General features: G+C 35.0%; 25 protein-coding genes and 1 other annotated feature. Of the genes, 16 read left to right on the top strand and 9 right to left on the bottom strand.

Annotated elements, in window-relative coordinates:
• Nucleotides 1-30: 30 nt before the first annotated feature.
• From trpA to aroF, 8 genes are all read right to left on the bottom strand, one after another.
• Entirely contained in the window at nt 31-801 is a 771-nt protein-coding gene (gene trpA / locus EHV10_RS12515; protein WP_128674939.1) for a tryptophan synthase subunit alpha, read from the bottom strand.
• Entirely contained in the window at nt 794-1,984 is a 1,191-nt protein-coding gene (gene trpB, locus EHV10_RS12510) for a tryptophan synthase subunit beta (RefSeq protein ID WP_128674938.1), read from the bottom strand. The genes trpA and trpB overlap by 8 nt, the downstream gene beginning before the upstream one ends.
• Nucleotides 1,974-2,582, bottom strand: a complete 609-nt coding sequence (locus tag EHV10_RS12505; RefSeq protein WP_128674937.1) for a phosphoribosylanthranilate isomerase — start codon at nt 2,580-2,582, stop codon at nt 1,974-1,976. Before EHV10_RS12505 ends, trpB begins: the two co-directional genes overlap by 11 nt.
• A complete protein-coding gene (gene trpC, locus EHV10_RS12500) occupies nt 2,569-3,372 on the bottom strand; it encodes an indole-3-glycerol phosphate synthase TrpC (RefSeq protein WP_128674936.1) in 804 nt (267 codons plus the stop codon). Before trpC ends, EHV10_RS12505 begins: the two co-directional genes overlap by 14 nt.
• Nucleotides 3,365-4,381: an anthranilate phosphoribosyltransferase gene (gene trpD / locus EHV10_RS12495; protein WP_128674935.1), complete on the bottom strand. Its 1,017-nt coding sequence runs from the start codon at nt 4,379-4,381 to the stop codon at nt 3,365-3,367. The genes trpC and trpD overlap by 8 nt, the downstream gene beginning before the upstream one ends.
• Before the next feature lie 231 nt (nt 4,382-4,612).
• Entirely contained in the window at nt 4,613-5,179 is a 567-nt protein-coding gene (locus tag EHV10_RS12490) for an anthranilate synthase component II (RefSeq protein WP_128674934.1), read from the bottom strand.
• Nucleotides 5,180-5,183: 4 nt separating this feature from the next.
• Nucleotides 5,184-6,638, bottom strand: coding sequence for an anthranilate synthase component I (gene trpE, locus EHV10_RS12485; RefSeq protein ID WP_128674933.1), 1,455 nt, complete (start codon nt 6,636-6,638; stop codon nt 5,184-5,186).
• A 1-nt stretch (nt 6,639) separates the two neighbouring features.
• Complete coding sequence (gene aroF, locus EHV10_RS12480) at nt 6,640-7,653, bottom strand: 3-deoxy-7-phosphoheptulonate synthase (protein WP_128674932.1); 1,014 nt, start codon at nt 7,651-7,653, stop codon at nt 6,640-6,642.
• A 61-nt stretch (nt 7,654-7,714) separates the two neighbouring features.
• Nucleotides 7,715-7,959: a binding site (T-box leader), on the bottom strand.
• A gap of 253 nt (nt 7,960-8,212) precedes the next feature.
• Between aroF and EHV10_RS12475 the strand changes: the two genes are divergently transcribed.
• The 4 genes from EHV10_RS12475 (at nt 8,213) to EHV10_RS12460 (ending at nt 13,315) form a co-directional block, all read left to right on the top strand.
• The gene (locus tag EHV10_RS12475) at nt 8,213-9,928 is read left to right on the top strand and encodes an IS1634 family transposase (RefSeq protein ID WP_128674931.1); all 1,716 of its coding nucleotides are present in this window, start codon (nt 8,213-8,215) and stop codon (nt 9,926-9,928) included.
• 303 nt (nt 9,929-10,231) lie between these two features.
• Nucleotides 10,232-11,374, top strand: a complete 1,143-nt coding sequence (locus EHV10_RS12470) for a DUF262 domain-containing protein (protein ID WP_128674930.1) — start codon at nt 10,232-10,234, stop codon at nt 11,372-11,374.
• The gene (locus EHV10_RS12465) at nt 11,367-12,494 is read left to right on the top strand and encodes an AAA family ATPase (RefSeq protein ID WP_128674929.1); all 1,128 of its coding nucleotides are present in this window, start codon (nt 11,367-11,369) and stop codon (nt 12,492-12,494) included. Before EHV10_RS12470 ends, EHV10_RS12465 begins: the two co-directional genes overlap by 8 nt.
• Before the next feature lie 35 nt (nt 12,495-12,529).
• Nucleotides 12,530-13,315, top strand: coding sequence for a DUF4160 domain-containing protein (locus tag EHV10_RS12460; protein ID WP_128674928.1), 786 nt, complete (start codon nt 12,530-12,532; stop codon nt 13,313-13,315).
• A 622-nt stretch (nt 13,316-13,937) separates the two neighbouring features.
• Here the strand turns inward: EHV10_RS12460 and EHV10_RS12455 are convergent.
• The gene (locus tag EHV10_RS12455; protein ID WP_128674927.1) at nt 13,938-14,888 is read right to left on the bottom strand and encodes a hypothetical protein; all 951 of its coding nucleotides are present in this window, start codon (nt 14,886-14,888) and stop codon (nt 13,938-13,940) included.
• 304 nt (nt 14,889-15,192) lie between these two features.
• Here EHV10_RS12455 and EHV10_RS12450 point away from each other — a divergent pair, with 304 nt between their 5' ends.
• From EHV10_RS12450 to EHV10_RS12395, 12 genes are all read left to right on the top strand, one after another.
• Complete coding sequence (locus EHV10_RS12450) at nt 15,193-16,014, top strand: hypothetical protein (RefSeq protein WP_128674926.1); 822 nt, start codon at nt 15,193-15,195, stop codon at nt 16,012-16,014.
• 115 nt (nt 16,015-16,129) lie between these two features.
• Nucleotides 16,130-17,566, top strand: coding sequence for a pyruvate kinase (pyk, locus tag EHV10_RS12445; RefSeq protein ID WP_128674925.1), 1,437 nt, complete (start codon nt 16,130-16,132; stop codon nt 17,564-17,566).
• 168 nt (nt 17,567-17,734) lie between these two features.
• Nucleotides 17,735-18,253, top strand: a complete 519-nt coding sequence (locus EHV10_RS12440) for a peptidylprolyl isomerase (RefSeq protein WP_034214041.1) — start codon at nt 17,735-17,737, stop codon at nt 18,251-18,253.
• Nucleotides 18,231-18,872, top strand: coding sequence for a GNAT family N-acetyltransferase (locus EHV10_RS12435; RefSeq protein WP_034214039.1), 642 nt, complete (start codon nt 18,231-18,233; stop codon nt 18,870-18,872). Before EHV10_RS12440 ends, EHV10_RS12435 begins: the two co-directional genes overlap by 23 nt.
• A gap of 129 nt (nt 18,873-19,001) precedes the next feature.
• A complete protein-coding gene (gene ispE / locus EHV10_RS12430) occupies nt 19,002-19,880 on the top strand; it encodes a 4-(cytidine 5'-diphospho)-2-C-methyl-D-erythritol kinase (protein WP_128674924.1) in 879 nt (292 codons plus the stop codon).
• Nucleotides 19,881-19,900: 20 nt separating this feature from the next.
• Nucleotides 19,901-20,581, top strand: coding sequence for a GntR family transcriptional regulator (locus EHV10_RS12425; RefSeq protein WP_034211491.1), 681 nt, complete (start codon nt 19,901-19,903; stop codon nt 20,579-20,581).
• Nucleotides 20,581-21,630, top strand: coding sequence for a D-alanine--D-alanine ligase family protein (locus EHV10_RS12420; RefSeq protein WP_128674923.1), 1,050 nt, complete (start codon nt 20,581-20,583; stop codon nt 21,628-21,630). Before EHV10_RS12425 ends, EHV10_RS12420 begins: the two co-directional genes overlap by 1 nt.
• A 6-nt stretch (nt 21,631-21,636) precedes the next feature.
• Entirely contained in the window at nt 21,637-22,440 is an 804-nt protein-coding gene (gene murI / locus EHV10_RS12415; protein WP_128674922.1) for a glutamate racemase, read from the top strand.
• A 291-nt stretch (nt 22,441-22,731) separates the two neighbouring features.
• Nucleotides 22,732-23,178: a DUF1934 domain-containing protein gene (locus EHV10_RS12410; protein ID WP_128674921.1), complete on the top strand. Its 447-nt coding sequence runs from the start codon at nt 22,732-22,734 to the stop codon at nt 23,176-23,178.
• Between the two features lie 49 nt (nt 23,179-23,227).
• Nucleotides 23,228-23,809 carry a rhomboid family intramembrane serine protease gene (locus tag EHV10_RS12405; RefSeq protein ID WP_128674920.1) on the top strand — a complete coding sequence of 194 codons (582 nt, stop codon included), beginning with the start codon at nt 23,228-23,230 and terminating at the stop codon, nt 23,807-23,809.
• Between the two features lie 24 nt (nt 23,810-23,833).
• The gene (locus EHV10_RS12400; protein ID WP_128674919.1) at nt 23,834-24,064 is read left to right on the top strand and encodes a DUF3791 domain-containing protein; all 231 of its coding nucleotides are present in this window, start codon (nt 23,834-23,836) and stop codon (nt 24,062-24,064) included.
• Nucleotides 24,042-24,581, top strand: coding sequence for a hypothetical protein (locus EHV10_RS12395; RefSeq protein WP_243116140.1), 540 nt, complete (start codon nt 24,042-24,044; stop codon nt 24,579-24,581). The genes EHV10_RS12400 and EHV10_RS12395 overlap by 23 nt, the downstream gene beginning before the upstream one ends.
• Nucleotides 24,582-24,707 lie beyond the last annotated feature (126 nt).

The following is a 24,707-nucleotide window of genomic DNA, read 5'->3' as shown; positions in this document are numbered from 1 at the left end:
CCTATATAGTACCTGAACGTAACTAATATCCTACAATATTGCCTCTTTCATCTCTTTCACATACGCTCCGATATATGCGGGAGCTTTGGTTTTGTATTGTTTTAAGAGCTTTATGATGGCTGAGCCTACGATTACTCCGTCTGCTATCTGACTCATTTCCTTAGCCTGTTCAGGAGTTGAAATACCGAAGCCTATAGCACATGGAATATCTGTGTTTTCCCTTACTATCTTTACTATAGAATTCAAATCAGTAGTGATCTCGCTCCTGGTTCCGGTTACGCCAAGGCTTGACACAATGTATAAAAATCCTTTAGCTTCTTTTGCAATCATTGCAATGCGGTCATCGGATGTAGGTGCAATAAGAGATATAAGATCTATGTTATATTTTTCAGATATCTCAAGGAATTCATTTCTCTCTTCAAAAGGAATGTCGGGAAGTATAATACCGTCAATACCCACCTCGCTGCATTTTGTAAAGAATTTTTCAGGATTGTAGGAGAATACTACATTGGCATAGGTCATAAATACAAGAGGAATAGTGACTTCTTTTCTAAGTTCTACGACCATATCAAATACTTTATCGGTTGTAATACCGCCTGCAAGTGCACGAATATTTGCGCCCTGTATAACTACGCCCTCAGCAGTAGGGTCTGAGAAGGGTATACCTATTTCTATCAGATCGGCTCCGTTTTTTACCATTTCGAGTATTGCCGCTTTGGTAGTTGCCACATCAGGATCACCACAGGTGATAAAAGGAATAAATGATTTTTTATTTTTTAATGCTTCATATATCTTATTCATGTAAGTCTTCTCCTTTATATCTGGCAATAGCCGCACAATCCTTATCACCTCTTCCTGAGATGGTGATTACAATAATTTGGTCCTTATTCATAGTAGGTGCTATTTTCATGGCATGAGCAACGGCATGAGCTGACTCTATAGCAGGTATAATACCTTCCATCTTGGAGAGGTATTCAAATGCCTCTACGGATTCATCATCTGTTACAGGTACATAGCTTGCTCTTTTTATATCATGAAGATATGAATGCTCAGGTCCTACACCCGGATAGTCAAGTCCTGCAGAGATGGAATATACAGGTGCTATCTGTCCGTATTCATCCTGACAGAAATAGGATTTCATACCGTGGAAAATACCAAGTTTTCCTGTATTTATAGTAGCGGCCGTTTCAAATGTATGAATTCCCTTTCCGGCAGCTTCACAACCGATAAGTGCTACATCCTTGTCATCTATAAAATTGTAAAAGCTTCCAATGGCATTTGAGCCTCCACCGACACAGGCAAGTACGGCATCCGGTAATTTGCCTTCTTTTTTTAGTATCTGTTCCTTGATCTCCTTTGAAATTACGGCCTGGAAATCTCTGACTATAGTAGGGAATGGATGAGGTCCCATTACAGAACCGAGGCAGTAATGGGTATCATCTATTCTGCTTGTCCATTCTCTCATAGCCTCTGAAACGGCATCTTTTAGAGTTTTTGTTCCGCTTGTTACAGGGATAACGGTAGCTCCAAGCAGTCGCATCTTATATACATTAAGTGCTTGACGGACAGTATCTTCTTCACCCATAAATACTACACATTCCATGCCCATCAAAGCGGCGGCGGTTGCTGTTGCAACACCATGCTGTCCTGCACCTGTTTCTGCAATAAGTCTCCTCTTTCCCATCTTTTTTGCAAGTAGTGCCTGTCCGAGAACATTGTTTATCTTATGAGAACCTGTATGTGTAAGGTCCTCACGCTTTAAATAAATCTTTGCACCTCCAAGGTCCTCAGTCATTTTCTTTGCAAAATAAAGCTTTGAAGGTCTGCCTGCATAATCATTTAGGAGATAATTGAGTTCTTTATTAAACTCAGGATCATTTTTATAATGATTATATGCTTTTTCCAATTCTATTACCGCATTCATAAGAGTCTCAGGGATATACTGTCCTCCATGAACTCCAAATCTTCCTTTATTATCTGTCATTGTCTACCTCTCTTACTAAACTCACAAATTTTCTTATCTTAGCGGCATCTTTTTTGCCTTCAGTTTCTATTCCTGAGCTTACATCCACACCATATGGATGCAGTTTCATTATTTTTTCCTTTATATTATCTACAGAGAGTCCGCCTGCTAAAAAATATTCATTATCAAAGCCTTCAAGTAAGGCTTCATTAAAGGTCTCTCCACAGCCTGCTCCCGCATCCAGTAAAATAAAATCCGTGTTCTTATTTATTGATTTTATATCGGCTTTTGATTTTATCTGATAGGCATATATTATAGGGACATTTATCTTTGTTTTTAATGTATTTATATAGCTTTCATCTTCATTTCCATGAAGCTGTACAATATCAATGATTTTATTTTTTACAAGATAAGCTATATTTTCAATATCATCATTTACAAACACACCCACAGCTTTTATCCTATCATCAAGCTGATTTTTCAGTTTTTTTGCCTTATCAAAGGATATATACCTTTTACTTTTCCCGGCAAATACAAAGCCTATATAATCCGGTAATACTTCATTTATTACCTTGATATCATCTTCACTTTTTATGCCGCAAAGCTTAATTTTTGTCATATCTACCCTTTAACCTGTCCAAAGTGAATTTCTTATTTTCCGCACGCATAAGGATTTCACCTACCAAAGCGGCATCGGCTCCAATAGCAATGATGTTTTTTATATCTTCAGGAGAGTTTACGCCGCTTTCGGAAACAAATAAGATATTCTTAGGCACAAGGTCTCGAAGTCTTTTACTGTTATTCGTGTCTACGGAAAAGTCCTTTAGATTTCTGTTATTTACTCCGATCATACGGGCATTTATCTTTAAGGCTTTTTCGATTTCAGATTCATCATGACATTCCACAAGTGTGGAAAGTCCAAGGTCATCACTGATATCTTTAAAATACTTCATTTCTTCAACCGACAGTATGGAGCAGATCAAAAGAATACAGGAAGCTCCCATTGCCTTGGCTTCATATACCATATATTCATCAACAGTAAAATCTTTTCTAAGCAGTGGAAGAGTAACGGTATTTGATATTTCCTTCAAATACTTATCACTTCCAAGAAACCACTTAGGCTCTGTGAGTACCGATATACAGTCTGCACCTGCCTCCTCATATTCTTTTGCGATTGCAAGATATGGGAAGTCCTTTGCAATAATACCTTTAGACGGAGAAGCTTTCTTACATTCACATATAAAAGACAATCCCGGTTTTTTTAAAGCGTTTTCAAAAACAAACTTTGGTGTTTGAATACTTTCGGCTTCAGATCTTATCAAATCCAGCGGAATATTTTTCTTTTGCTCTTTAATTCGCCATTTTGTATATGTGGCTATTGTATCTAAAATAGTTGTTTCTTTACTCATTGCTTGTCTTTATAAAATCTTCCAAAACCTTAAGCGCTCTTTTGCTTTCGATAAGATTTCTTGCAAGATCTATTCCTTCCTGTATACTGCCTGCCTTATCACCTATATAAAGAGCCGCTCCGGCATTTAAAAGTACCGCATCTGTTTTAGGCCCCTTTTCACCGTTTAATATGGCAAGAGTTATTGCTGCATTTTCCTTAGGATCGCCACCGGCCAAATCTCGTTTTTCACAGCGTGTAAGTCCGAAATCTTCAGGTTTTATCTCATATGTGGTAAGTGAGCCGTTATTTATCTCGCAAACCTTGGTAGGAGCGGAGAGTGATATTTCATCCAGTTTATCCATACCGTATACGACCATGCCTCTTTTAACGCCAAGATCCACAAGCACTTTTGCCAGAGGTTCTATAAGGTATTCATCATATACTCCAAGAAGTTGCCGCTTCGGTTTTGCCGGATTTGTAAGAGGTCCCAGTATATTAAAAACTGTTCTAAAACCAAGCTCCTTTCTGATTGCTCCTACATATTTCATAGAACTGTGATATTTTTGAGCAAAGAAAAAGCATATACCCACCTTTTCCAAAAGCTCTTTGCATTTTTCGGGATCTTCTTCAATATTTACACCCAATGCTTCCAAACAGTCCGCTGTACCGCATTTTGAAGAAGCCGCTCTGTTTCCATGCTTACTTACTTTCATACCGCCGGCAGCGGCTACAATGGCTGATGTGGTGGAGATATTAAAGCTTCCGGCATTGTCACCGCCTGTACCGACTATTTCAAAAAGGTCAAAATCGGTATCAACGGCAGTGGCATGCTCTCTCATAGCCATGGCACAACCTGCGATTTCCTGTGTGGTTTCCGCCTTTGCACTCTTTGTGGAAAGAGCTGCAAGAAATGCGGCATTTTGTGTAGGTGAGGTTTCACCGTTCATAATCTCATTCATTACAGCATAAGCTTCATCAAAAGTTAAATCTTCTTTATTTACAATCTTTACAATAGCTTCCTTAATCATAGTATCCTTTCAGGTCATTATCTTATAGGTTTTAAAGTTTGTAATCCCAATCGCAGTTCTTTCTTAAAGCTTCGTAGGATTTTACGCAACCTGCGGAACTCGTTTGTTCGCTTGAAGAACAGCGAACTACACTCAAACAAGTCCTCGGTTGCTTAATCCTATCTCGCTTTTGCGAAAGAACTAATCGCTACAGGGATTACAAAATAAAACCTATAATGTATGGCTAAAATTTCAATTCTGTATAAAATTCCTCAGCATTTCCTTCCCATATTCTGTCATTATGGATTCCGGGTGGAATTGCACACCATAGATTGGGTAGCTGCTATGTTCCACCGCCATTACCTCACCGTCATCTGTTTTGGCTGTTACCTTCAACTCATTTGGGAGAGTATTTTTACTTGCGGCAAGAGAGTGATATCTGGCAACTCTGCTTTTGGCAGGTATACCTGAGAAAAATGCACTGCCGGTATCAAAATATGTAAGAGATTCTTTGCCATGCATCAGTTCCTTGGTATAGGTCACTGTAGCGCCGAATGCCATACAGATTGCCTGATGTCCAAGACAAACTCCGAGGATCGGAATACTTTGTCCAAGCTCCTTTATTACATCTATAATTACTCCCGCATCCTCAGGTCTTCCGGGACCGGGGGATATAATAATCTTTGCAGGAGCAAGAGCTTTTATTTCTTCCACAGTCATTTCATCATTTCTTATTACTTTTATATCCGGATCAATTTCACCTACCATTTGAAACAGATTGTAGGAAAAACTGTCATAATTATCAATCAATAGAATCATTTGTTTATCTCCTGTGCCTTTTTAGAGCATCGACTACAGCGCCTGCCTTATTTATGCTTTCCATATATTCCTTATCAGGTTCGGAGTCGGCTACAATACCGGCACCGCTTCTGATAAATACTTTTCCGTTTTTCTTATAGGCAAGTCTGATAGCAATGCAGGTATCCATATTTCCGGTAAAGTCAATATATCCTATAGCTCCTCCGTAAACACCTCTTTTGTTGTTTTCAAGTTCACCGATAAGTTGACAGGCACGAATCTTCGGTGCTCCTGAGAGGGTACCTGCAGGAAGGACGGCTTCAAGCGCATCCAAAGCATCATTTTCGGGTCTTATTTCACCCCTTACTGTAGAGCCTATATGCATTACATGTGAATATCTCTCTATAGAGTGAAATTTTTCCACCTTTACACTTCCGAATTTACTTATTTTGCCAAGGTCATTTCTTCCCAGGTCTACAAGCATATTATGTTCAGCAAGTTCCTTTTTATCAGCAAGTAATTCTTCTTCAAAAATAAGGTCCTCATCCACGGTTTTTCCTCTCGGTCTTGTACCGGCAAGTGGGAAGGTATGTAGTACTCCGTCTTCAAGTTTTACCAAAGTTTCAGGTGAAGCTCCTGCAATCTCAACATCGGTACCTGAAAAATAAAACATATACGGTGAAGGATTCACTGTTCTAAGTACTCTGTAGGTATCAAAAAGGCTTCCGCTAAAGTCCGCCTGCAAGCGATTTGAAAGCACTATTTGGAAGATATCGCCTTCTTTTATATGATGCTTTGCTTTTGCAATCATCTCTGAAAATTCTTTTTGTGAAAACAAAGGTTTTACTTCAGAGAGCAGTTTCCCTGTTTCATAGGATTTTTCACCTGTAAATAAAAGGCTCTTTATTTTCTCAAGCTTTTTTACAGCTTCCTCATAGGCTATAGTAGTAACTTCATCCAGTGAAATATTTGTAATAAGGATGATTTTTTGTTTTACATGGTCAAATACAATAACATCCTTAAAAAGCATTACATCAATATCTTTAAATCCCTCTGAATCATCTACATCCCTTTTTATACTTGGTTCCTTATAGTTTATATAGTCAAATGAAAAATATCCGACCAAACCGCCTGTAAAAGGAGGTAAAGAGTTTAGTCTTGGGCTTTTGTATTTTTTTAACAAATCTCTTAGATAACCGGTAGGGTCGCTACACTCAAACTCTTCACCGTCTACATTTATTTTGCCTTTATTACAGCTTATAGAAAGTGTGGGATCAAATCCGAGGAAGGTATATCTTCCCCAACTTTCGTTAGCCTTTGCCGATTCCAACATATAGGCATGAGTAGATGCCTTTTTTAGAATTCTTATTGCTTCAATAGGAGTGATAAAGTCGGATAATATTTCCATACTGACCGGTGCAAGAGTATATTCTTTATTTTCTTTTATCTTTTCTATTTCATTTAATGTAGGGTAATACATACTATAATGTCCTTCCTTCAAGTACAACTCTTTTTTTGATTTCATCCATAAGGTCGGCGAACTGATCAAGGTCAAGTGATTGTGCACCGTCACATAATGCCTTTGCGGGATCATTGTGTACCTCAACCATAATACCGTCTGCACCTACAGCAAGTGCGGCCTTTGCAAGCGGTGGTACAAGAGATCTGATACCTACAGCATGACTTGGGTCCACCAACACCGGAAGATGAGTTTTCTCTTTTAAAAGTGCGACTGCTCCAAGATCCAAAGTATTTCTTGTGGCTGTTTCAAAGGTTCTGATACCTCGCTCACAGAGTATGACATTTTCATTGCCTGATGCCATGATATACTCGGCACTCATAAGGAATTCCTCAATAGTGTTGCAAAGCCCACGCTTTAATAATATAGGTTTTTTCAACTTTCCGACTTCTTTAAGTAAATCAAAGTTTTGCATATTTCTTGCACCGATTTGAATAATGTCAACATTCTCAAACAGTGGTAACTGTGTCTGATTCATTACCTCAGAGATAATCGGAATATTGACTGCAGCCTTGGCACTTTCCAAAAAGTCGATACCTTCCTTGCCAAGCCCCTGGAAAGCATAAGGCGAAGTTCTGGGTTTAAATGCGCCGCCACGAAGTATTACAGCTCCACTTGTTTTAATACTTCTTGCAACCATTGTAATCTGTTCTCTTGTTTCCACACTACAAGGGCCTGCAATAACGGTAAATGTTCCGGTACCTATACTGATATCGTTTACCTCTATGACGGTGTCATCAGGATGAACGGTTCTTCCTGCCGCTTTATAGATTTCTGTAACCCTTTTTCCATAGTCAACTATCGGATGAGTTGCCACAATAGTGTCCATATCTATTTTTGAAGTGTTCCCGATTAAGCAAACTGCTGTATGTTCTGTTCCGGGTGCGTATATTGTATCAAATCCTATATCTTCAAATTCTTTTCTAAAGTTTTGTATTGCTTCTTCGCTGATGCCTGCTTTTAATATAAAAACCATAAGTCCTCCTGAGTAAATAAAAAAGTCCCTGACAAATAAAAACCTAAAAAGGCTGATATTTGTCAAGGACGAAATTTCAACAATAAAAAATCGCGGTGCCACCTTGATTCACAGTATGACCTGTGCACTTTAAGATACCTACATATCCCTTGCAACTGACGTATGCGTACGTTGTAGTATACTTTGCCGAAGCATTTGACTACACCCTCCATGGTCCATTTGCTAGACTGTTTCTTATCCGGCTCGCACCTTCCCGGACTCTCTGTGAAGTCATGACTAACTTTATCTCCATATCAACGGTTTGATTATTTTTCTGAATTCTAATACAAAAATTTTCTTATGTCAACAAAAATATTTTTTATTAAGAATGTCTATAAGCCATATATGATAAAGTCCCAGTATACGGGTCTTTGACAGTTTGTTCACCTAAATAATCATAAAAAAGTCCTACAACCCGCATATAACCTACATTCTTTAGTTGAAATTTTTGTCAAAATATTCGTTTTAATATATAGCATTTTCTAGTATTTTATGCTATAATAAGGTGTGGAGGTTATCTATGAAAGTTACTACATCAAAATCAAAAAATGCAGAGTCCTTCTATATTTCCAAAAGCTTTATAAATGACAAAGGGGTTAGCACCTCTGTAAATGTACGCAAACTTGGTACTCTCGCTGATTTATTAAAAGAGCATGGACCCACTAGAGATGACGTCATGAAATGGGCTCGTGCTGAGGCAAAACTTGAAACACAAAAGTACAAAGAAGATAAAATAGTAAATCTTTCGTTTAACTCAAGCAAACGACTACAGCCACAGCAACAAGTATTCTATCGTGGAGGTTACCTGTTTTTGCAGTACTTTTATTATAAACTTGGCTTAAACAAAGTTTGCAGAAAGATAAGGGATAAGTATAATTTCAAGTTTGATATCAACTCGATATTATCCGATTTGATTTACTCCAGAATACTCGAACCTTCCAGTAAACGCTCAAGCTACTCTTGTTCTATGGGCTTTTTAGAGCCACCATCTTACCAATTACATGATGTATATCGATCTTTAAATGTACTCGGTAAAGAATGTGACCTTATACAATCTGAAACTTATAGAAACAGTCATCTGGTGGGGAAACGTAACGATAAGCTTCTTTTTTATGATTGTACTAACTATTATTTTGAGATTGAGGATGAAAATGGCATTAAGAAATATGGCAAAAGCAAGGAACATAGACCAAACCCTATAATACAAATGGGTATGTTTATGGATGGTGACGGCATTCCACTTGCTTTTTCTCTATTTCCGGGAAATGCAAATGAACAAACCTCTATTAAACCACTTGAAGAAAAAATTTTAAAAGAGTTTGATTGTCAAAAGTTTATTTACTGTAGTGATGCCGGACTTGGTTCGGAAAAAATAAGAAAGTACAATCATATGGGTGAAAGAGCTTTTGTAGTCACTCAATCAATAAAAAAGCTTAATGCGCAAGATAGGCAATGGGCTTTAGATACTAAGGGATTTAAAAGTTTGTACGATAATAAAGTGGTGGATCTGGCTGAAATATCAATGGATGATGAGACTATATATTACAAAGATGCTCCCTATACACCGAAAGATTTATCTCAAAGACTTATAATCACATATTCACCAAAATATGCCAGATACCAAAAGGCTATTAGAGAAAAACAAGTTGACAGAGCTAAGTTAATGCTTGAAAAAGGCAGTATCAAAAAAGAAAGAAGAAATCCTAATGATCCGGCAAGGTTTCTTGGCAGCATTGCAGTAACTGATGATGGTGAAAAAGCAAATGTACATAACTTTCTTAATACAGATAAAATAGATGAGGAGGCAAAGTATGATGGTATGTATGCCATCTCAACAGACCTACTTGACGATGATGTAAGTGAAATACTAAGTATAAGTGAAAAGCGTTGGCAAATAGAAGAATGCTTTAGAATTATGAAAACCGAGTTTGAAGCAAGACCGATATTTTTACAAAGAACTGATAGAATTAATTCTCACTTCTTAACCTGCTTTTTAGCCTTGATTATTTACAGATATCTTGAAAAATTTTTAGACCACAAGTATACATGTGAAGAGATTCTAAAGACCTTAAAAGATTTTAATTTTGCATATGTAAAAGAGCAAGGTTTCATACCTCTATATAAACGAACAGAGCTCACAGATAAACTACATGAGATTTGTCATTTTAATACAGATTTTGAATTTATAACAAAAAGTCAAATGCGGACAATACAAAAACAAAGCAAAGGAAAATAAAACACTATTTTTTTAGTTTCAAAACGAAACAAAAATGCCCTGAAAGCCAGTAAAACACTGGGTTTCAAGGGCGTTTTAACTTTTGAAACTGTCAAAGACAGGCGTGAATAACTCAGGGTAAAATATTATAGTAGCTAGTCTATATTAAATTATTATATAGTATGGTAAAATATGACTGTAGAAGTATATTTAAGACTATGTTATAGCGATTATGATAATAAGTCTTTAGAGAAATTGTATATAATATTTAACAAAAATGTCAGTATTATATTTTTAAGGTATATATTGAGAGGATAATGATAAATGGAAAAAGAATTTTGTTTGGAAAAAGATGAAGAAGTTGTATTGGAAGAGGAAGATGAATTAAATGATTTGATATATACAGGAGAAAGTGATAAGCCAGTTTTTGAGTTGGTTAAAGTTACAAAAAAAGATTTCTCTATATATGAACTATTCCGAAAATATCAAAAAGGACAGTTGACTTTAGAAGTGGATTTTCAGAGGAAATCTGTATGGGATAACAAGCAAAAGTGTGAATTGATTGAGAGTATATTAATGGGATTGCCGTTACCCATATTTTACTTAAAACAGAAAAATAATTCCACCTATGTAGTCGTAGATGGGAAACAGAGGCTATCTACATTGTTCGATTTTTTACAAAATAAGTTTCAATTAAAGTTGTTGAAGATTTTAACATTTTTAAATGGAAAAAAATTTATGAATTTAGAAGAAGAATATGGAATATACCAAGCTCAATTGGAGGATTATCAAGTTTATTCTCATGTAATACTTCCACCGACCCCAGATAAAGTATTATTTGATATTTTTGACAGAGTTAATAGAGGAGGTACGAAGTTAAATAAGCAAGAAATTAGAAATGCACTATATCATGGAAAAGGACTCAATATGATAGCAGAAATTTCTAAGACAAAGATATTTGAAGAAGCGACAGGTATTGAGAATAGAAAAGATTCTAGAATGAAAGGTTCATATTTGCTAACTAGATTTCTAGCATTTTATTTACTGTTTAATGGAATGTTGTTTAAAAACAATAAAACATATGAGTATACAAGTGACTTAGATGATTTGATTGAATTGACACTAACACAATTAAATATTGAATCAAGTGAAAAGCTAAGTGAACTTAAGCAAATAACCTTGAGGTGTTTGGAGATGTCAAAAGATATTTTGGGGAGAGGCGCATTTAGAAGAGAAATGAAAATATCTAATCCTATAAATATGAATATTTTTGAGACAACATTGTATTTTATGTCACTTATTGCTGGACAAAGAATAGCTTCGGACAAAATTGTTAAAGGGTTAATACAAGCGATTACTAGTGAAGAGTATTTGGGATATATTGGTAATAGTAGAGAAAATATAAAGAATGTAAATGGACGTTTTAACATGATGAAAAAATTATCTAAGGAGATTGTTTATGATTAAAAAAATTTACGTAAAAGGACTAAAATCGGTTAGAAATGTAACAGTCAATTGTTCGAAATTAAACTTATTTGTAGGAACTAATTCTTCTGGTAAGTCAACTTTTTTACAGTCACTGTTATTATGGAAACAGGGTAGTCTTAATGGAAAGTATATTGATATCGGAGATTTTCGTGAAGTAAGGAACTATAATATATCCAAAGGATCTATAAGAATTGAGGTAGAAGAAAAAAAGTCGGAATATATAGAGTTTATAGAATCGGATGAAAAAGAGGGGTATAAGATTAAATCATCACTTGCTGATATAGACAGTGTTATGCAAGACCTTGATGGGAGAGAATGTTATGATAATGGTGAAGATGAAGTGATTTTTTACTTAGATGAATATTTTCACTATTTGTCATGTCATAGGATTGGAGCTAGAGATATTTATGCTAAAAACATACTGGAAGATAGGGGATTTGGTATAGATGGAGAATATGCACTGGCATATTTATTAAAGAATGAGAGTAAGAAGATTAAAAAAAATCTATTGAAGGATACTGAAAAAAATACAGACAGTCTACTTGGTCAAGTAAATTACTGGTTGGATTATATAGTGGATACAACATTGTCTATTAGCGATATAAAGAAAACAAACTATTTACAGGTAAAGTATAATAATAACCCTAAAAATATTAATTCAGATGCATTATATTGTAGAGCTACTAATATAGGTTCAGGAATAAGTTATTTAATTAGTGTGATTATAGCGTGTTTAGGAGCTGAAATTGGTTCTGTAATTATTATAGAAAATCCAGAGATACATCTGCATCCAAAAGCACAATCTAAATTATGCGAGTTCTTTTGCTTTGTCAGTAAGGCTGGTCAACAATTGTTTATAGAGTCACATAGTGATCATATATTTAACGGATTACGTGTGGGTGTTAGTAATGGATCGGTTTTAAATAGTGATATATCGGTCAATTTTTTTGCACTGAATGAAAATTTTGAAACACAATGCAATCCTATTGAATTTAAGGAATATGGTAAAATAGTAGGAACTAATGATGAAATGGATATAAATGATTTATTTGATCAGTTTGAAATAGATTTGGATAGAATGTTGGGGTTAGAAGTTTAGAAGCATCTACTTAAAAGTGGGGAGCTAAGATATTTATGTGTGATTATTTTTTGAACGAATATTCTATTAGAGGACAGTTCGATAATATTGATGATTTTTTCGAAAAATTTAGAAAGTATACATGTCCTGTAATAAATGAAATAAAAAAAACAGAACAAAATATAATATGGAAAAAAGAAACGTTTTGGAATTTGGAAGTTTGTAATGGCCTTACAATAAAGGATGTTGCTTATCGTCAGGATAGAAATGGAAACAATCCTGAGGTAGTTAAATTAAAGCTTTCTATAGTACAATTATTTAGAGATGAACCTTTCTATGGAGATAATGATAATTGTGATATAAAGATAGAGGAATATCAATTTGATGATGACTTCAAAAAAGAATATAGTAATATAAATTGTTTTACTAAAGCTTTGGAAAATGAAGGAAGAGTTGTTTCTTTTTTTCATGAAGCGTTTGAAAGGGATAGCCTAGATATAAAAGTTTTATATAAAAACAAATATTACAATTATACACTAGATAATATATATAGAAAAGAATGGTGGAAAAATGAACCAAAGGTAGAATCTATATTTATAGAAGATTGTTCAAAAAAATACAAGGTAGAAGTACGAGCCAAGGAATTTGAATATCATCCTCCACATTTTCATGTTAGCTTTAATGAATACGCAGCAGTATTCAAGTTAAAAGATGGCAGTTTCTGGAAAGATGGTAAAAAAAAATGGTCTGAATCCATGAAAAAAGAAATCAAAGACTGGTATGATAAACATAAAGATGAATTGAATAATAAATGGGAATGTTTACATAAAAAAATACAATAACAAAGTACAATAACAAAGTACTTATACAACTTAATGATGCTAGTTATAAAGTAAATATACTCTATATATTCGATGAATTTGTTTTTATATGAAATGAAATTATTTTAATTGTTATAAGAAACAAATTGTATTATTTAAATATTGTAATTAATTTTACATATCATATAACCACAGTGCTAAATACAATAATAGTTGAAATAGGAAAAATAAAAAAAACATAAAAGATGAGACAAGACGCGTCAGCTAACAATAGCCACAACGTACAATTTTTTGGTGGATTCAGTTTTGACAATGCTTTATGATAGTAGAATTAGATATCAATCCTTTATCAGTAAAAAAAGTGCATGGAATACCATGTAAAGAGGAGTATTTTGAGCTCTGACATATAATATAGGCAAAGCTTTTTTACATACGAATAGCAGTATGTTTATGGTTGGAGCTTTACTAAAAAGCAGCTCTGTATAAGAACAAAATATCCTGGCAAACTTACAAAGCCAAATTACCTTGTATTTGTCAGGATATGTGTTAAGAATCATAATAAAAACGATTTGAATATACAAATATTAAAGGAAATATAGGCATATATTATTATAATCTATATGCTAGGCCTTGCTCTACATACCTATGGTGTAAAACTGATTGTTTCTTTAAAAAAGTGTTCGTCATTTAGGTGCCCGCTTGCATATACATCTACATAAAAACTTATATTTGAAATATCAGATGGGTCTATACCTTGATCTTTAATAGTACTAACAAGCCAATTTATGGTTTCAAATGTACTTTTTTGTGGTCGGATTTGTGGGAAATAAGGTGGATTTTTAATTTTCTTGCCGTCTATATAATTTTCACCGGTGCTAATATTCATAGTTTCATCTGTTTTATTAACAATATATAGTTTTAAAGCATAGTTCACATTATTCATATCGGATCCTACAAGAATAATAGTACAATATTCATTATCAATAAGTACTTGATCTGTATCCTTTGGTTCGTACACATATGTAGTGATATTGTCTTGACCATAGGGATAAATATGAATTGTTTCTGTATCTATTTCATGACTTTCCTTACCATCAAATTCATAAACATGAAGTAGTGCTTCAATATCTGTAATATCTTTAACAGTAATAGATTTATTTAACGGATCAAGATACCATACTACCTGTGATTTTGAACCTGCTTGAGCTGACTCAAACATAGGTATATGTACCTGTAATCCGTTTATAAAGCTGTCTTCGGTATTAAAAATATATGTTTTATCAGTAGTTTTATTTTCCAGTGTAATATTAAGATATGCAAGGTTAGATACATTATCCCAACCCATACTGTCTACAGTTACTGAATAGTTATCTTTATCAATAGCAACATAGTTTTTAATTGGATAAGGACTTTCGGTTTGAGAAGATGTTTCTTCCACTGATTTAGAGGAAGCCACAGCAATGTTTTTTTCATCTGAAGAATTTTCAGAGGTTATTTCAGGCTTTGTATCCTCCATATTATGCCCAGATGAACCACATGCGACAAGCAGTATGCTAAAAATTAAAAGTATTAGTAAGTGAGATGTTTTTTTCATAAAAACTCCTTTTATATGATCAAATCATTAGATAATATAAAGCATAAAATTAAACTATTATTATAATTTAACTATGAAATAAAATTTATACGTTATTTATTATAGCACAAAATAGTGCCGGTATGTTAAGTATAATGAGTTCATCATAAAGATTTTTTTGGACTTTATGAATAATAAAAACATTTTGTGCAAAACTCAAATCATTTACATACAAGCAGTATAAATGTTATAATAGGCGCGTATATTGAGCAAAAGGCTTTAATACACAAAGTCCATCAAAAAATAGATGTCGGAAAGGAGTGCGATGGGTTTTTTAGAAAAATTGGAAAGAAAAATCGGCAGATACGCTATCAAAAATTTGATGATGTATCTGACTGTATTATATAGTATCGGTTTTGCCATATCTTTGATAAATATAGAAATATATTATAATTATTTGTCACTTGATATACCTAAAATACTCTCGGGACAGGTGTGGAGAATTCTTACATGGACATTATATGCACCGGATCAAAGTATATTTTTCGGAGCTATAATGCTGTACTTGTATTATAATCTCGGAAGCAATCTTGAAAGAGTTTGGGGAAGTTTTAGATTTAACCTATATATGTTTATGGGATATTTCTTGCTTATAGTTGGAGCATTTGTACTATATGCAATATATGGAGATCTTGTAAGTTATTATCCTTTAACACCGGACAGCCTTAATATGTCGATATTTTTGGCTTTTGCCGTAACTTATCCTGAGATGAGTTTCTATGTATACTTTGTATTACCTATAAAGGCAAAATATTTAGCATTTGTATATTTACTAATTGAAGTCTATAGCTTTATAATAGGTGGCGTCATTACAAAGGCATCCATAGGACTCAGCCTTCTAAACTTTGTAATATTCTATTTATTAACAAGAAATTGGTATAGAATATCTCCGAAGAATGTAGCCAGACAGGTGAAATTTAAAAAGGCGGCCAAGATAAGACCGGCAGGGGAGTCTATACACAAATGTGCGGTTTGTGGAAGAACCGAAAAAGATGATGACACATTGGAGTTTAGATTCTGTTCTAAATGTAAGGGAAATTTGGAGTATTGCTCAGATCATTTATATACACATATTCATGTGGAATAGAGTTTACACCCGTATTTTGAAGTATTATTGGTTTGCCGCTCATTTTTAAATATATCTTGATACATTAAAAAATGAGTGGTAGTATTTACGCTTATAAAAATAAAGAGGAAAAGAAATGAAGAAAACAAAGATTATCTGTACCATGGGTCCAAACACAAACGATAAAAAACTTATGAAAGATATGGCAATTGCAGGAATGGATGTTGCCAGATTCAATTTTTCACATGGTGATTATGAGGAGCATCTTGGCAGACTGAATATATTGAGAGAAGTAAGAGAAGAGACCGGAAAGCAGGTTGCGGCTCTTCTTGATACAAAGGGCCCTGAAATAAGAACCGGTTTACTTGAAGGCGGTCAGAAGGTAACATTAGTAGCGGGAAATGAATATACACTAACAATAAACGAATGTGTAGGAAATGATAAGAAAGGCTTTATCAATTACAGCGGTCTTAACGATGATGTAAAGGCGGGAGACAGGATACTTATAGATGACGGTCTTATCGAGCTTGAGGTAATATCTGTTGAAGGATCAGATATACATACCAAAATTCTAAACGGCGGTGAGCTTGGAGAGAAAAAGGGTGTGAATGTACCGGGAGTTTCTATAAAGTTGCCAGCACTTACACAGAAGGATATTGAAGATGTAAAGTTTGCCTGTGACAACGGATTTGACTTTATTGCTGCTTCTTTTATAAGAAACGGAGATGCAGTTCGTCAGATTAGAGAAATATTAAAGGAGAAGGGTTCAACTATCCAGATTATTTCAAAGATTGAAAACCAGGAAGGCATCGACAACATGGACGACATCATCGAAGCAAGCGACGGTATCATGGTTGCAAGAGGTGATATGGGTGTTGAAATAGATGCCGCAAAATTGCCTTTTATACAGAAAAAGCTTATTGAAAAATGTTCTGTAGCAGGAAAGCCTGTAATTACAGCTACACAGATGCTTGATTCAATGATAAGAAATCCAAGACCTACAAGAGCCGAGGTTTCAGACGTTGCAAATGCCATATATGACGGTACCGATGCAATAATGCTTTCAGGTGAGTCCGCAATGGGTAAGTACCCTCTTGAAGCGCTCAAGATGATGGTAAAGATAGCAAAAGAGACTGAGATACATCTTGATCATGCACTTTACAGAGGCAGAAAAGTAAATAAGATGGACAAGAAGAATATTTCAAATCAGGTCGGCTATGCTGCAGTATATACAGCAGACCAATTGGATGCAAAGGCAATTATAGCACCTTCAATTACAGGATTTACAACAAGAATGCTTTCAAAGTGGAGATCAAGTATACCTGTTTACGGAATGAGCCCAAGTATTTCAACGGTTCGTCAGATGCAGCTTTTCTACGGTGTAGTTCCTGTATGGGCAAAGAGAGCGGATACTACAGATGAGCTTATATCATCTTCAGTTGAGACATTAAAATCAGGAAAATACATTAAAGAAAATGATCTTGTAGTGATTACAGCAGGCATCATACCTGAGAAAATTGAGAGAGGACCTGCAAAATATACAAATACAATGCAGGTAGAAATAGTAAAATAATTAATAGATAAAATAAAAAATACAATAAAATATAATACTTTTTTATACAAAAATAAGTAGAGATATGGTAAAATACAGATAAATGAATGACCGTAGAGGTCCTATAAATAAAGTCACAAGGATGCATACATTCGGGTGACTTTATTGGGATTATAAAGGAGAGAAAACATGAAAAACCCAATAGTAACATTGACAATGACAGACGGCTCAGTAATCAAAATCGAACTTTATCCTGAGGTGGCTCCAAACACTGTAAGAAACTTTATCAGCCTGATCAATGAGAAGTTCTATGACGGACTTACATTCCACAGAGTAATTTCAGGATTTATGATACAGGGCGGATGCCCACAGGGAAACGGAATGGGTGGTCCGGATTATCAAATCAAGGGCGAGTTTAATCAGAACGGATTCCAGAATGATTTGGCACATAGCAGGGGAGTTATATCAATGGCAAGAGCTATGAGCCCAAATTCGGCAGGTTCACAGTTCTTTATAATGCATCAGGATGCACCTCATTTAGACGGAGCATATGCTGCATTCGGAATGGTAATCGAGGGAATGGATGTAGTAGATAAAATAGCGGCTGCAGATACAGATTACAATGACAGACCGAATACAGAGCAGAAGATTGCAACTATGACAGTGGATACATTCGGCGAGACTTATGAAGCTCCTGAAAAGTGTTAATGTTTCAGGACAGCATTGTGATATATTGATATCAGATGAAAATGTGGCTTTGTGGGAGGCATTTAACTCTCACAAAGCCACTATTGCTATACTCGGTAAAGAAGATATAGATATATCGGTTTCAAAATATGCGGTGGAAAGTCTTGAAGACATTGACGAGGAATATATAAAGAAGGTTGCCTACAGAACTCTGGGTATGCCTTTTGATATAGGAAAAGTGGAAGGTATAAATATTCGTGAGATGAGACCTGACGACTTTGAAATTTTATCCTGTTTTAAGGGATTTCCTTTTAAAACAAAAAATGACTTACTGGAATATATTTCTCTTCACTATGATTTCTACGGCTATGGCTTATATGTATTTGAAAATGTTAATGAGCTTATGGGCATGGCAGGGTTTTACAATAAAGACGGAAAATGTTATATTTCATATATGACTGAAGAAAGATACCGAAGATGTGGATATACATTTAAAGTTTGCAGGTACTTACTGGATTACTTAAGAGAGTCGTTAAAAATAATTGATGTATATGCACAAATAGACAAATCAAACATAGCATCGATTAATTTTGCTAAAAAACTTGGTGTGATAATAAATGAAAGCTTCAGCAAAAAGTAGGATTTTAATAGAGTGATGTTTAATTGTATATGTAGGTTAGAAAAACCTAACTGTTGTTTTTATACAAATTTTAATGTATAATTTTAGGAACAATATTTTTAGGGGCAGTAAAATACAGAGGTTTATTGAATGAAAGTAAGGGCATTTGCAAAAATTAATTTATGCTTGGATGTACTGAGAAGAAAAGATAATGGTTACCATGAAGTAGAAATGGTTATGACAAATGTTGATATATTTGACGTACTTGAAATAAAAGAACTTGAAGAAAAAAAGATATTACTTAAATCATACAATACTGATTTGGCAATGGATGAGACCAATCTTATATACAAGGCCATAGTGCTTTTACAAAATGAAACCGGTAAAGATTTTGGTGTTGAAGTTTTGCTCGAGAAGAATATCCCGATGGAAGCCGGCATGGCAGGTGGAAGTGCGGATGCGGCGGCAACATTAAAAGCGGTAAATGAGCTTTTTAAACTCGGTGTAAGCGATGAGAGACTTTTGGAGCTTGGAGCAAGCCTCGGCGCGGATATACCTTTTTGTATAATGGGAGGGACGGTACTGGCAAGCGGAATCGGAGAAAAGCTTAGGCGGTTAAGCCCATTACCGAAAATGAAACTCTTAATAGTAAAACCGAAAGCCGGTCTTTCTACAAAAACAGTATATGAGAGTCTTGATATAGAAGGACTTAATAAGGCAGGTTTTAAACATAAAGATGTGAGTGAAATGGTTTCGGTTATAGAGAGTGATGAAGCCGATAAGACAAAGATAGAAAAAATTGCAAAGCGACTTGATAATATTTTGGAGGTACCTTCTATAAAACTTTTGCCTTTAATAGCGGATATAAAGCAAAAGATGATTGATAACAATTGTCTTGGAGCTCTTATGAGCGGAAGCGGAACTGCAATATTCGGCATATATGAAAATGATGAAGATATAATAAAGACCAAAGAAATATTTGAAAAAGACGACAGAATAAATTATATACAGATTACAAATACGCTATAGAAAGATATATGGAGGATACAATGACAGCTTTTTCACATGCAGAAGGAGATGAATATATGCCACTGAGAGATGTGGTTTTTAAAACTTTAAGGCAGGCAATTCTAAGAGGAGAATTGCAGCCGGGTGAGAGACTTATGGAGATAGCTCTCTCAAAGAAGCTTGGAGTGTCAAGAACACCTATAAGAGAAGCTATAAGAATGCTTGAACTTGAAGGTCTTGTGCTTATGATTCCGAGAAAGGGTGCAGAGGTTGCAGGGATTACCGAAAAGAATCTTAGAGATACTCTGGAAGTGAGAAGAGCCTTGGAGGAGCTTGCAATAGAACTTTCATGTACAAAGATTACGGATGAGGAGCTAAATGAGCTTGAGCAGGCTGAAGAGGAATTTGTTGAGTCAATAGAAAATAAAGATATTATTGATATTGCACGTGCAGATGAGAAATTTCATGATATAATATTTACAAGCACAGGCAATGATAAGTTGGTTCAGATGATAAATAATCTACGTGAGCAGATGTATCGTTACAGACTTGAGTATGTAAAGGCTGAAGCGACAAGAAATCAGCTTATGGAAGAGCATGAGATGATATTAAAGGCGCTAAAGAGTAGAGATAAGTCGGAGGCTAAGAGAATCATTGCCGAGCATATAAATAATCAGGAGGTCAATGTTTCCAAAAAGATTAAGGAAACACCTACAAAATAATGAGGAAATTAGTGATAATATTCGGGGGGCAGTCCTCTGAACATGAGATATCTGTAATATCTGCAACCAATATATCAAAACAGGTGGATACTGATAAATATGAGCTCATTTTAATCGGTATCACCAAGGAAGGTAAATGGCTCAAGGTTGAGAATATATCTTCAATGGAAGACGGAAGTTGGATTAATTCAAGAACAAGTGCATTTATTTTGCCTGATGCAACAAAAAAGTGTATAATAGTAGAGACAGATGGTGAATATAAAGAAATTCATGTGGATGTGGTATTCCCTGTACTGCATGGACTCTATGGTGAAGACGGTACTATTCAAGGACTGTTGGAACTTGCAAAGATTCCCTATGTAGGATGTGGAGTTTTGGCCAGTGCAGTAGGTATGGACAAGCTCTATACAAAACTTGTAGTTGACAAGCTCGGTATAAGACAGGCCGCATATGAGCCGGTACTTGACTATGAAGCGAGTAAGGATTTTGAAGGAGTAATAAAGAGGATTGAAAACAGATTTGACTATCCGGTATTTGTAAAGCCTTCAAATGCCGGTTCTTCAAGAGGTGTATCAAAAGCCTCAAACAGAGAGGAACTGGAAAAAGGCATAAAAGAAGCTCTGAATCATGACAGAAAAGTTCTTGTTGAAGAAACTATAGTTGGACATGAAGTGGAATGTGGAGTGCTTGGTAAACCGGGAGATGTAACGGCAAGCGGAGTCGGTGAGATAAAATCGGCGGCAACATTCTATGACTATGATGCAAAATATAAGCTTGATTCACTTACATTGCTGGATTCAAAGCTTCCTGACGGAGTAAGAGAAAAACTTCCTGAGTGTGCAAAAAAGATTTTTACAGCTTTGGACGGATTTGGACTTTCAAGAGTGGACTTCTTTGCAAGGGAAGACGGAGAGATTGTATTTAACGAGATAAATACAATGCCCGGATTTACAGCAATAAGTATGTATCCTATGTTATTTGAGGCTGCAGGTATCGGAAAGAAAGAGCTGATTGACAAACTTATTGATTTGGCTTTTGAGAGAAGGTGATTTTTCTTGAATTTACCTATAGGAATATTTGATTCAGGTGTCGGAGGGCTTACGGTAGCAAAGGAAATAGTGTCGCAGATGCCAAATGAAAGTACTGTTTATTTTGGAGATACGGCAAGAGTTCCATACGGCTCCAAGTCAAGAGATACTATTATTAAATACTCCGGACAGATTGTAAAATTTTTACAGACAAAAAATGTAAAAGCTATTGTGATTGCGTGCAATACCGCCAGTGCTTTTGCGCTTGACATATTAAAGACAGAGATTGATATACCGATTATGGGTGTTATTCATGCAGGTGCCATAACTGCCGCCAAAACTACAAAAGTGGGAAGGATTGGAGTTGTCGGTACCAGCGGAACCATATCAAGCGGTATATATGAGAAAACTATTCATCAGATAAATAATGAACTTGAAGTAATACAAAAGGCCTGTCCGCTTTTGGTTCCTTTGGTAGAAGAGGGACTTATAAATGACAGAGTTACAGATGAGATTATTTCAAGATATGTTAGTGAATTAAAGAGCAGACATATTGACAGTCTGGTATTGGGATGCACCCATTATCCTTTACTGTATAAGACTTTTGGAAGGATTATGGGAGAGGAAGTTTCCCTTGTAAATCCTGCATATGAGACCGCGAAGGAATTGAAATCTTTGTTGGAGCGTGAAAATCTTTGTGCCGCGGATGACGGCAAAGTTTTTCATGACTTTTATGTCAGTGATATGGCGGAAAGATTTAGTGATTTAGCATCTTCTATTATGCCCGGCATAGTAAAGAAAGCCGGTATAGTCAATATAGAGGAATTTTAGTGACAATAAATAATATTGTTACGTTTAAAAAACATTTAAAGCTTTGCAGAATGCATACAAATTGGATTGGCTAGACAAGAGTGTACATAAAGCAGACAGGCATTCTTTGTTGAGCATAGTTATCAGTTTTTTATTTAAGGTTATTTTATATAGAATAGTGGGGAGATACATTTTTCTAGTAAACTATCATTCTTTTATTTTAAACTTGATATTTGCATAACAACCAGTGGTAGCTTAGGGTTGGGTAGAGACCGCATTGCGGCTTCTACTATGGTTTTAAGGTAGAAGATTATGAAAGAATTTGTAGATATTGAGATTAGCGGCTCTCATTTGAGATATGATGAGAACGATCCTATTGCCGTGAATATTTCAGGAAATCACTATATTGATGGTGATATACACAAAATAACTTACGTGGAAGAAGCCCAAGGTTTTGATGAAATTATCCTTAATACAATAATAGTAAATAAGAACAGGGTTGAAATTATCAAAGAGGGTGTGGTAAATTCCAAGATGGTATTTGCCAATAACAGTAGGTACAAAACAATATATGACACTCCCTTTGGAAGATTGGATATGGAAACAGAGACAAAGCTTCTGCTCATAGATATGAACGAAGAAGAGATAAATGTCTATGTTGAATATATACTCTACATAGAGGGAGATAGGGCATCAAATTCAAAGATGCGCATTCACATAGTTGAAGCTGTTGATAGAGTAGATAAAAAGGGTGGTTGATCCGCCCTTTTTTAGAACGGGTTAGTTAAACCTAAGTCGAGGAGAAAATATGGATAATAAATTAAAAATTTCATTCAATTCACCGGTTATTTTGGGATTTGTTATTTTGAGCTTTATAGTATTTGTAATGGATGTTATTACGGGAGGACTTTCCACAAGATTTTTCTTCAGTGTATACAGATCGTCTTTTATAAGTCCTCTTACATATATCAGATTTTTCGGACATGTACTTGGCCATGCAAATCTTGATCATTTCCTTGGTAATATAATGCTTATACTTGTAATAGGACCGATGCTTGAAGAAAAGTACGGTTCGGCGAATATACTCTTTGTTATTCTTGCAACCGCACTTGTAACAGGATTGGTACATTTCTTTGTGTTCCCGTCTTCAGGACTGCTTGGGGCAAGCGGTGTAGTGTTTGCATTTATACTGCTTTCATCATTTGCAGGATTTAAAGAAGGAAAAATTCCTTTTACATTTATTCTTGTAGCACTTTTGTATATCGGAGAGCAGATATATCAGGGATTCTTTGTACAGGATAATATTTCAAATCTTACTCATATCCTTGGAGGTATAGTAGGTGCACTGCTTGGATTTGTGATGAATAAGGGTAGGATGAACAGGTACTAGGTTATTTATGGAGAGAGAAATAATATGAATGCAAATCCTGTGTTATTACAAAAGAAATATGCTCGGATTATAGAAAAGTTTGCGAAAAATCAAAATATCTCATTAGATGAAGCACTAAACTTTTTTTATCACTCATTTACATACGAACTGATGAGTAAAGGGATTTCAGATATGCATTGTATGAGTGATGAATATTTGATTGAAGATTTGGAGCGGGAATATAGTGACGAGTATGGAAATAGGAAAGCTATATGAAATATATTCAACAGATGACGAGTGCTTTAGCGTAGGATATCTGCTATACCAAAATGTCGATATCTGTATATTTAAAGCTTTTGATGATCAAGGAAGAGAAGCAGGTCTTTATGCTTTTAAAAAGAAAATAATAAGCTCTTGTCTTTCCGGTACGGAATATTTAGCTAAAATGAAATTATATATAGATTACTGGAAGGATAAAGAGATAAAAACGCTATCAATGAATGACTTTGACGGTGAAATATCTATCAGAAATATCCTCGAATATATAATTTCAAGTAAGAACATAGCAACTATTATGATAAATTCGTATGATGATATGTATACAGGCTTTGTTTCAGAATCAGATGCCGTATCTGTAGTTATGGAATGTGTAGATATATCAAATGCAAAAGTTTATGATAGAATAAAAATTAATGTAGAAGATATATACTTTATAGAATTTAACAGCGTGGACAATGATGTACTTTTATATGCGTACAGGAATCTTAACAGAAAGCATGATTACTGTAAATAGATTATGTATAAGCGGACAATTGTTTAAAAGGGAGATATCACAAAATTTTCTTAGTCTTTGTGATATCTCCCTTTGTATTAATTATAATGTCCACGGCAGGATAAAATTTCCAAAACTCCATTGGAA

The sequence above is a fragment of the Lachnoanaerobaculum gingivalis genome (assembly GCF_003862475.1).
Lineage (GTDB): Bacteria > Bacillota > Clostridia > Lachnospirales > Lachnospiraceae > Lachnoanaerobaculum > Lachnoanaerobaculum gingivalis.
This window is presented reverse-complemented; position numbering and strand designations above follow the sequence as displayed.

Coding starts and splice junctions, on each gene's coding strand:
- trpA (WP_128674939.1), bottom strand. CDS start 801: ATGAATAAGATATATGAAGCATTAAAAAATAAAAAATCATTTATTCCT.
- trpB (WP_128674938.1), bottom strand. CDS start 1,984: ATGACAGATAATAAAGGAAGATTTGGAGTTCATGGAGGACAGTATATC.
- EHV10_RS12505 (WP_128674937.1), bottom strand. CDS start 2,582: ATGACAAAAATTAAGCTTTGCGGCATAAAAAGTGAAGATGATATCAAG.
- trpC (WP_128674936.1), bottom strand. CDS start 3,372: ATGAGTAAAGAAACAACTATTTTAGATACAATAGCCACATATACAAAA.
- trpD (WP_128674935.1), bottom strand. CDS start 4,381: ATGATTAAGGAAGCTATTGTAAAGATTGTAAATAAAGAAGATTTAACT.
- EHV10_RS12490 (WP_128674934.1), bottom strand. CDS start 5,179: ATGATTCTATTGATTGATAATTATGACAGTTTTTCCTACAATCTGTTT.
- trpE (WP_128674933.1), bottom strand. CDS start 6,638: ATGTATTACCCTACATTAAATGAAATAGAAAAGATAAAAGAAAATAAA.
- aroF (WP_128674932.1), bottom strand. CDS start 7,653: ATGGTTTTTATATTAAAAGCAGGCATCAGCGAAGAAGCAATACAAAAC.
- EHV10_RS12475 (WP_128674931.1), top strand. CDS start 8,213: ATGAAAGTTACTACATCAAAATCAAAAAATGCAGAGTCCTTCTATATT.
- EHV10_RS12470 (WP_128674930.1), top strand. CDS start 10,232: ATGGAAAAAGAATTTTGTTTGGAAAAAGATGAAGAAGTTGTATTGGAA.
- EHV10_RS12465 (WP_128674929.1), top strand. CDS start 11,367: ATGATTAAAAAAATTTACGTAAAAGGACTAAAATCGGTTAGAAATGTA.
- EHV10_RS12460 (WP_128674928.1), top strand. CDS start 12,530: ATGTGTGATTATTTTTTGAACGAATATTCTATTAGAGGACAGTTCGAT.
- EHV10_RS12455 (WP_128674927.1), bottom strand. CDS start 14,888: ATGAAAAAAACATCTCACTTACTAATACTTTTAATTTTTAGCATACTG.
- EHV10_RS12450 (WP_128674926.1), top strand. CDS start 15,193: ATGGGTTTTTTAGAAAAATTGGAAAGAAAAATCGGCAGATACGCTATC.
- pyk (WP_128674925.1), top strand. CDS start 16,130: ATGAAGAAAACAAAGATTATCTGTACCATGGGTCCAAACACAAACGAT.
- EHV10_RS12440 (WP_034214041.1), top strand. CDS start 17,735: ATGAAAAACCCAATAGTAACATTGACAATGACAGACGGCTCAGTAATC.
- EHV10_RS12435 (WP_034214039.1), top strand. CDS start 18,231: ATGAAGCTCCTGAAAAGTGTTAATGTTTCAGGACAGCATTGTGATATA.
- ispE (WP_128674924.1), top strand. CDS start 19,002: ATGAAAGTAAGGGCATTTGCAAAAATTAATTTATGCTTGGATGTACTG.
- EHV10_RS12425 (WP_034211491.1), top strand. CDS start 19,901: ATGACAGCTTTTTCACATGCAGAAGGAGATGAATATATGCCACTGAGA.
- EHV10_RS12420 (WP_128674923.1), top strand. CDS start 20,581: ATGAGGAAATTAGTGATAATATTCGGGGGGCAGTCCTCTGAACATGAG.
- EHV10_RS12410 (WP_128674921.1), top strand. CDS start 22,732: ATGAAAGAATTTGTAGATATTGAGATTAGCGGCTCTCATTTGAGATAT.
- EHV10_RS12405 (WP_128674920.1), top strand. CDS start 23,228: ATGGATAATAAATTAAAAATTTCATTCAATTCACCGGTTATTTTGGGA.
- EHV10_RS12400 (WP_128674919.1), top strand. CDS start 23,834: ATGAATGCAAATCCTGTGTTATTACAAAAGAAATATGCTCGGATTATA.
- EHV10_RS12395 (WP_243116140.1), top strand. CDS start 24,042: ATGGAAATAGGAAAGCTATATGAAATATATTCAACAGATGACGAGTGC.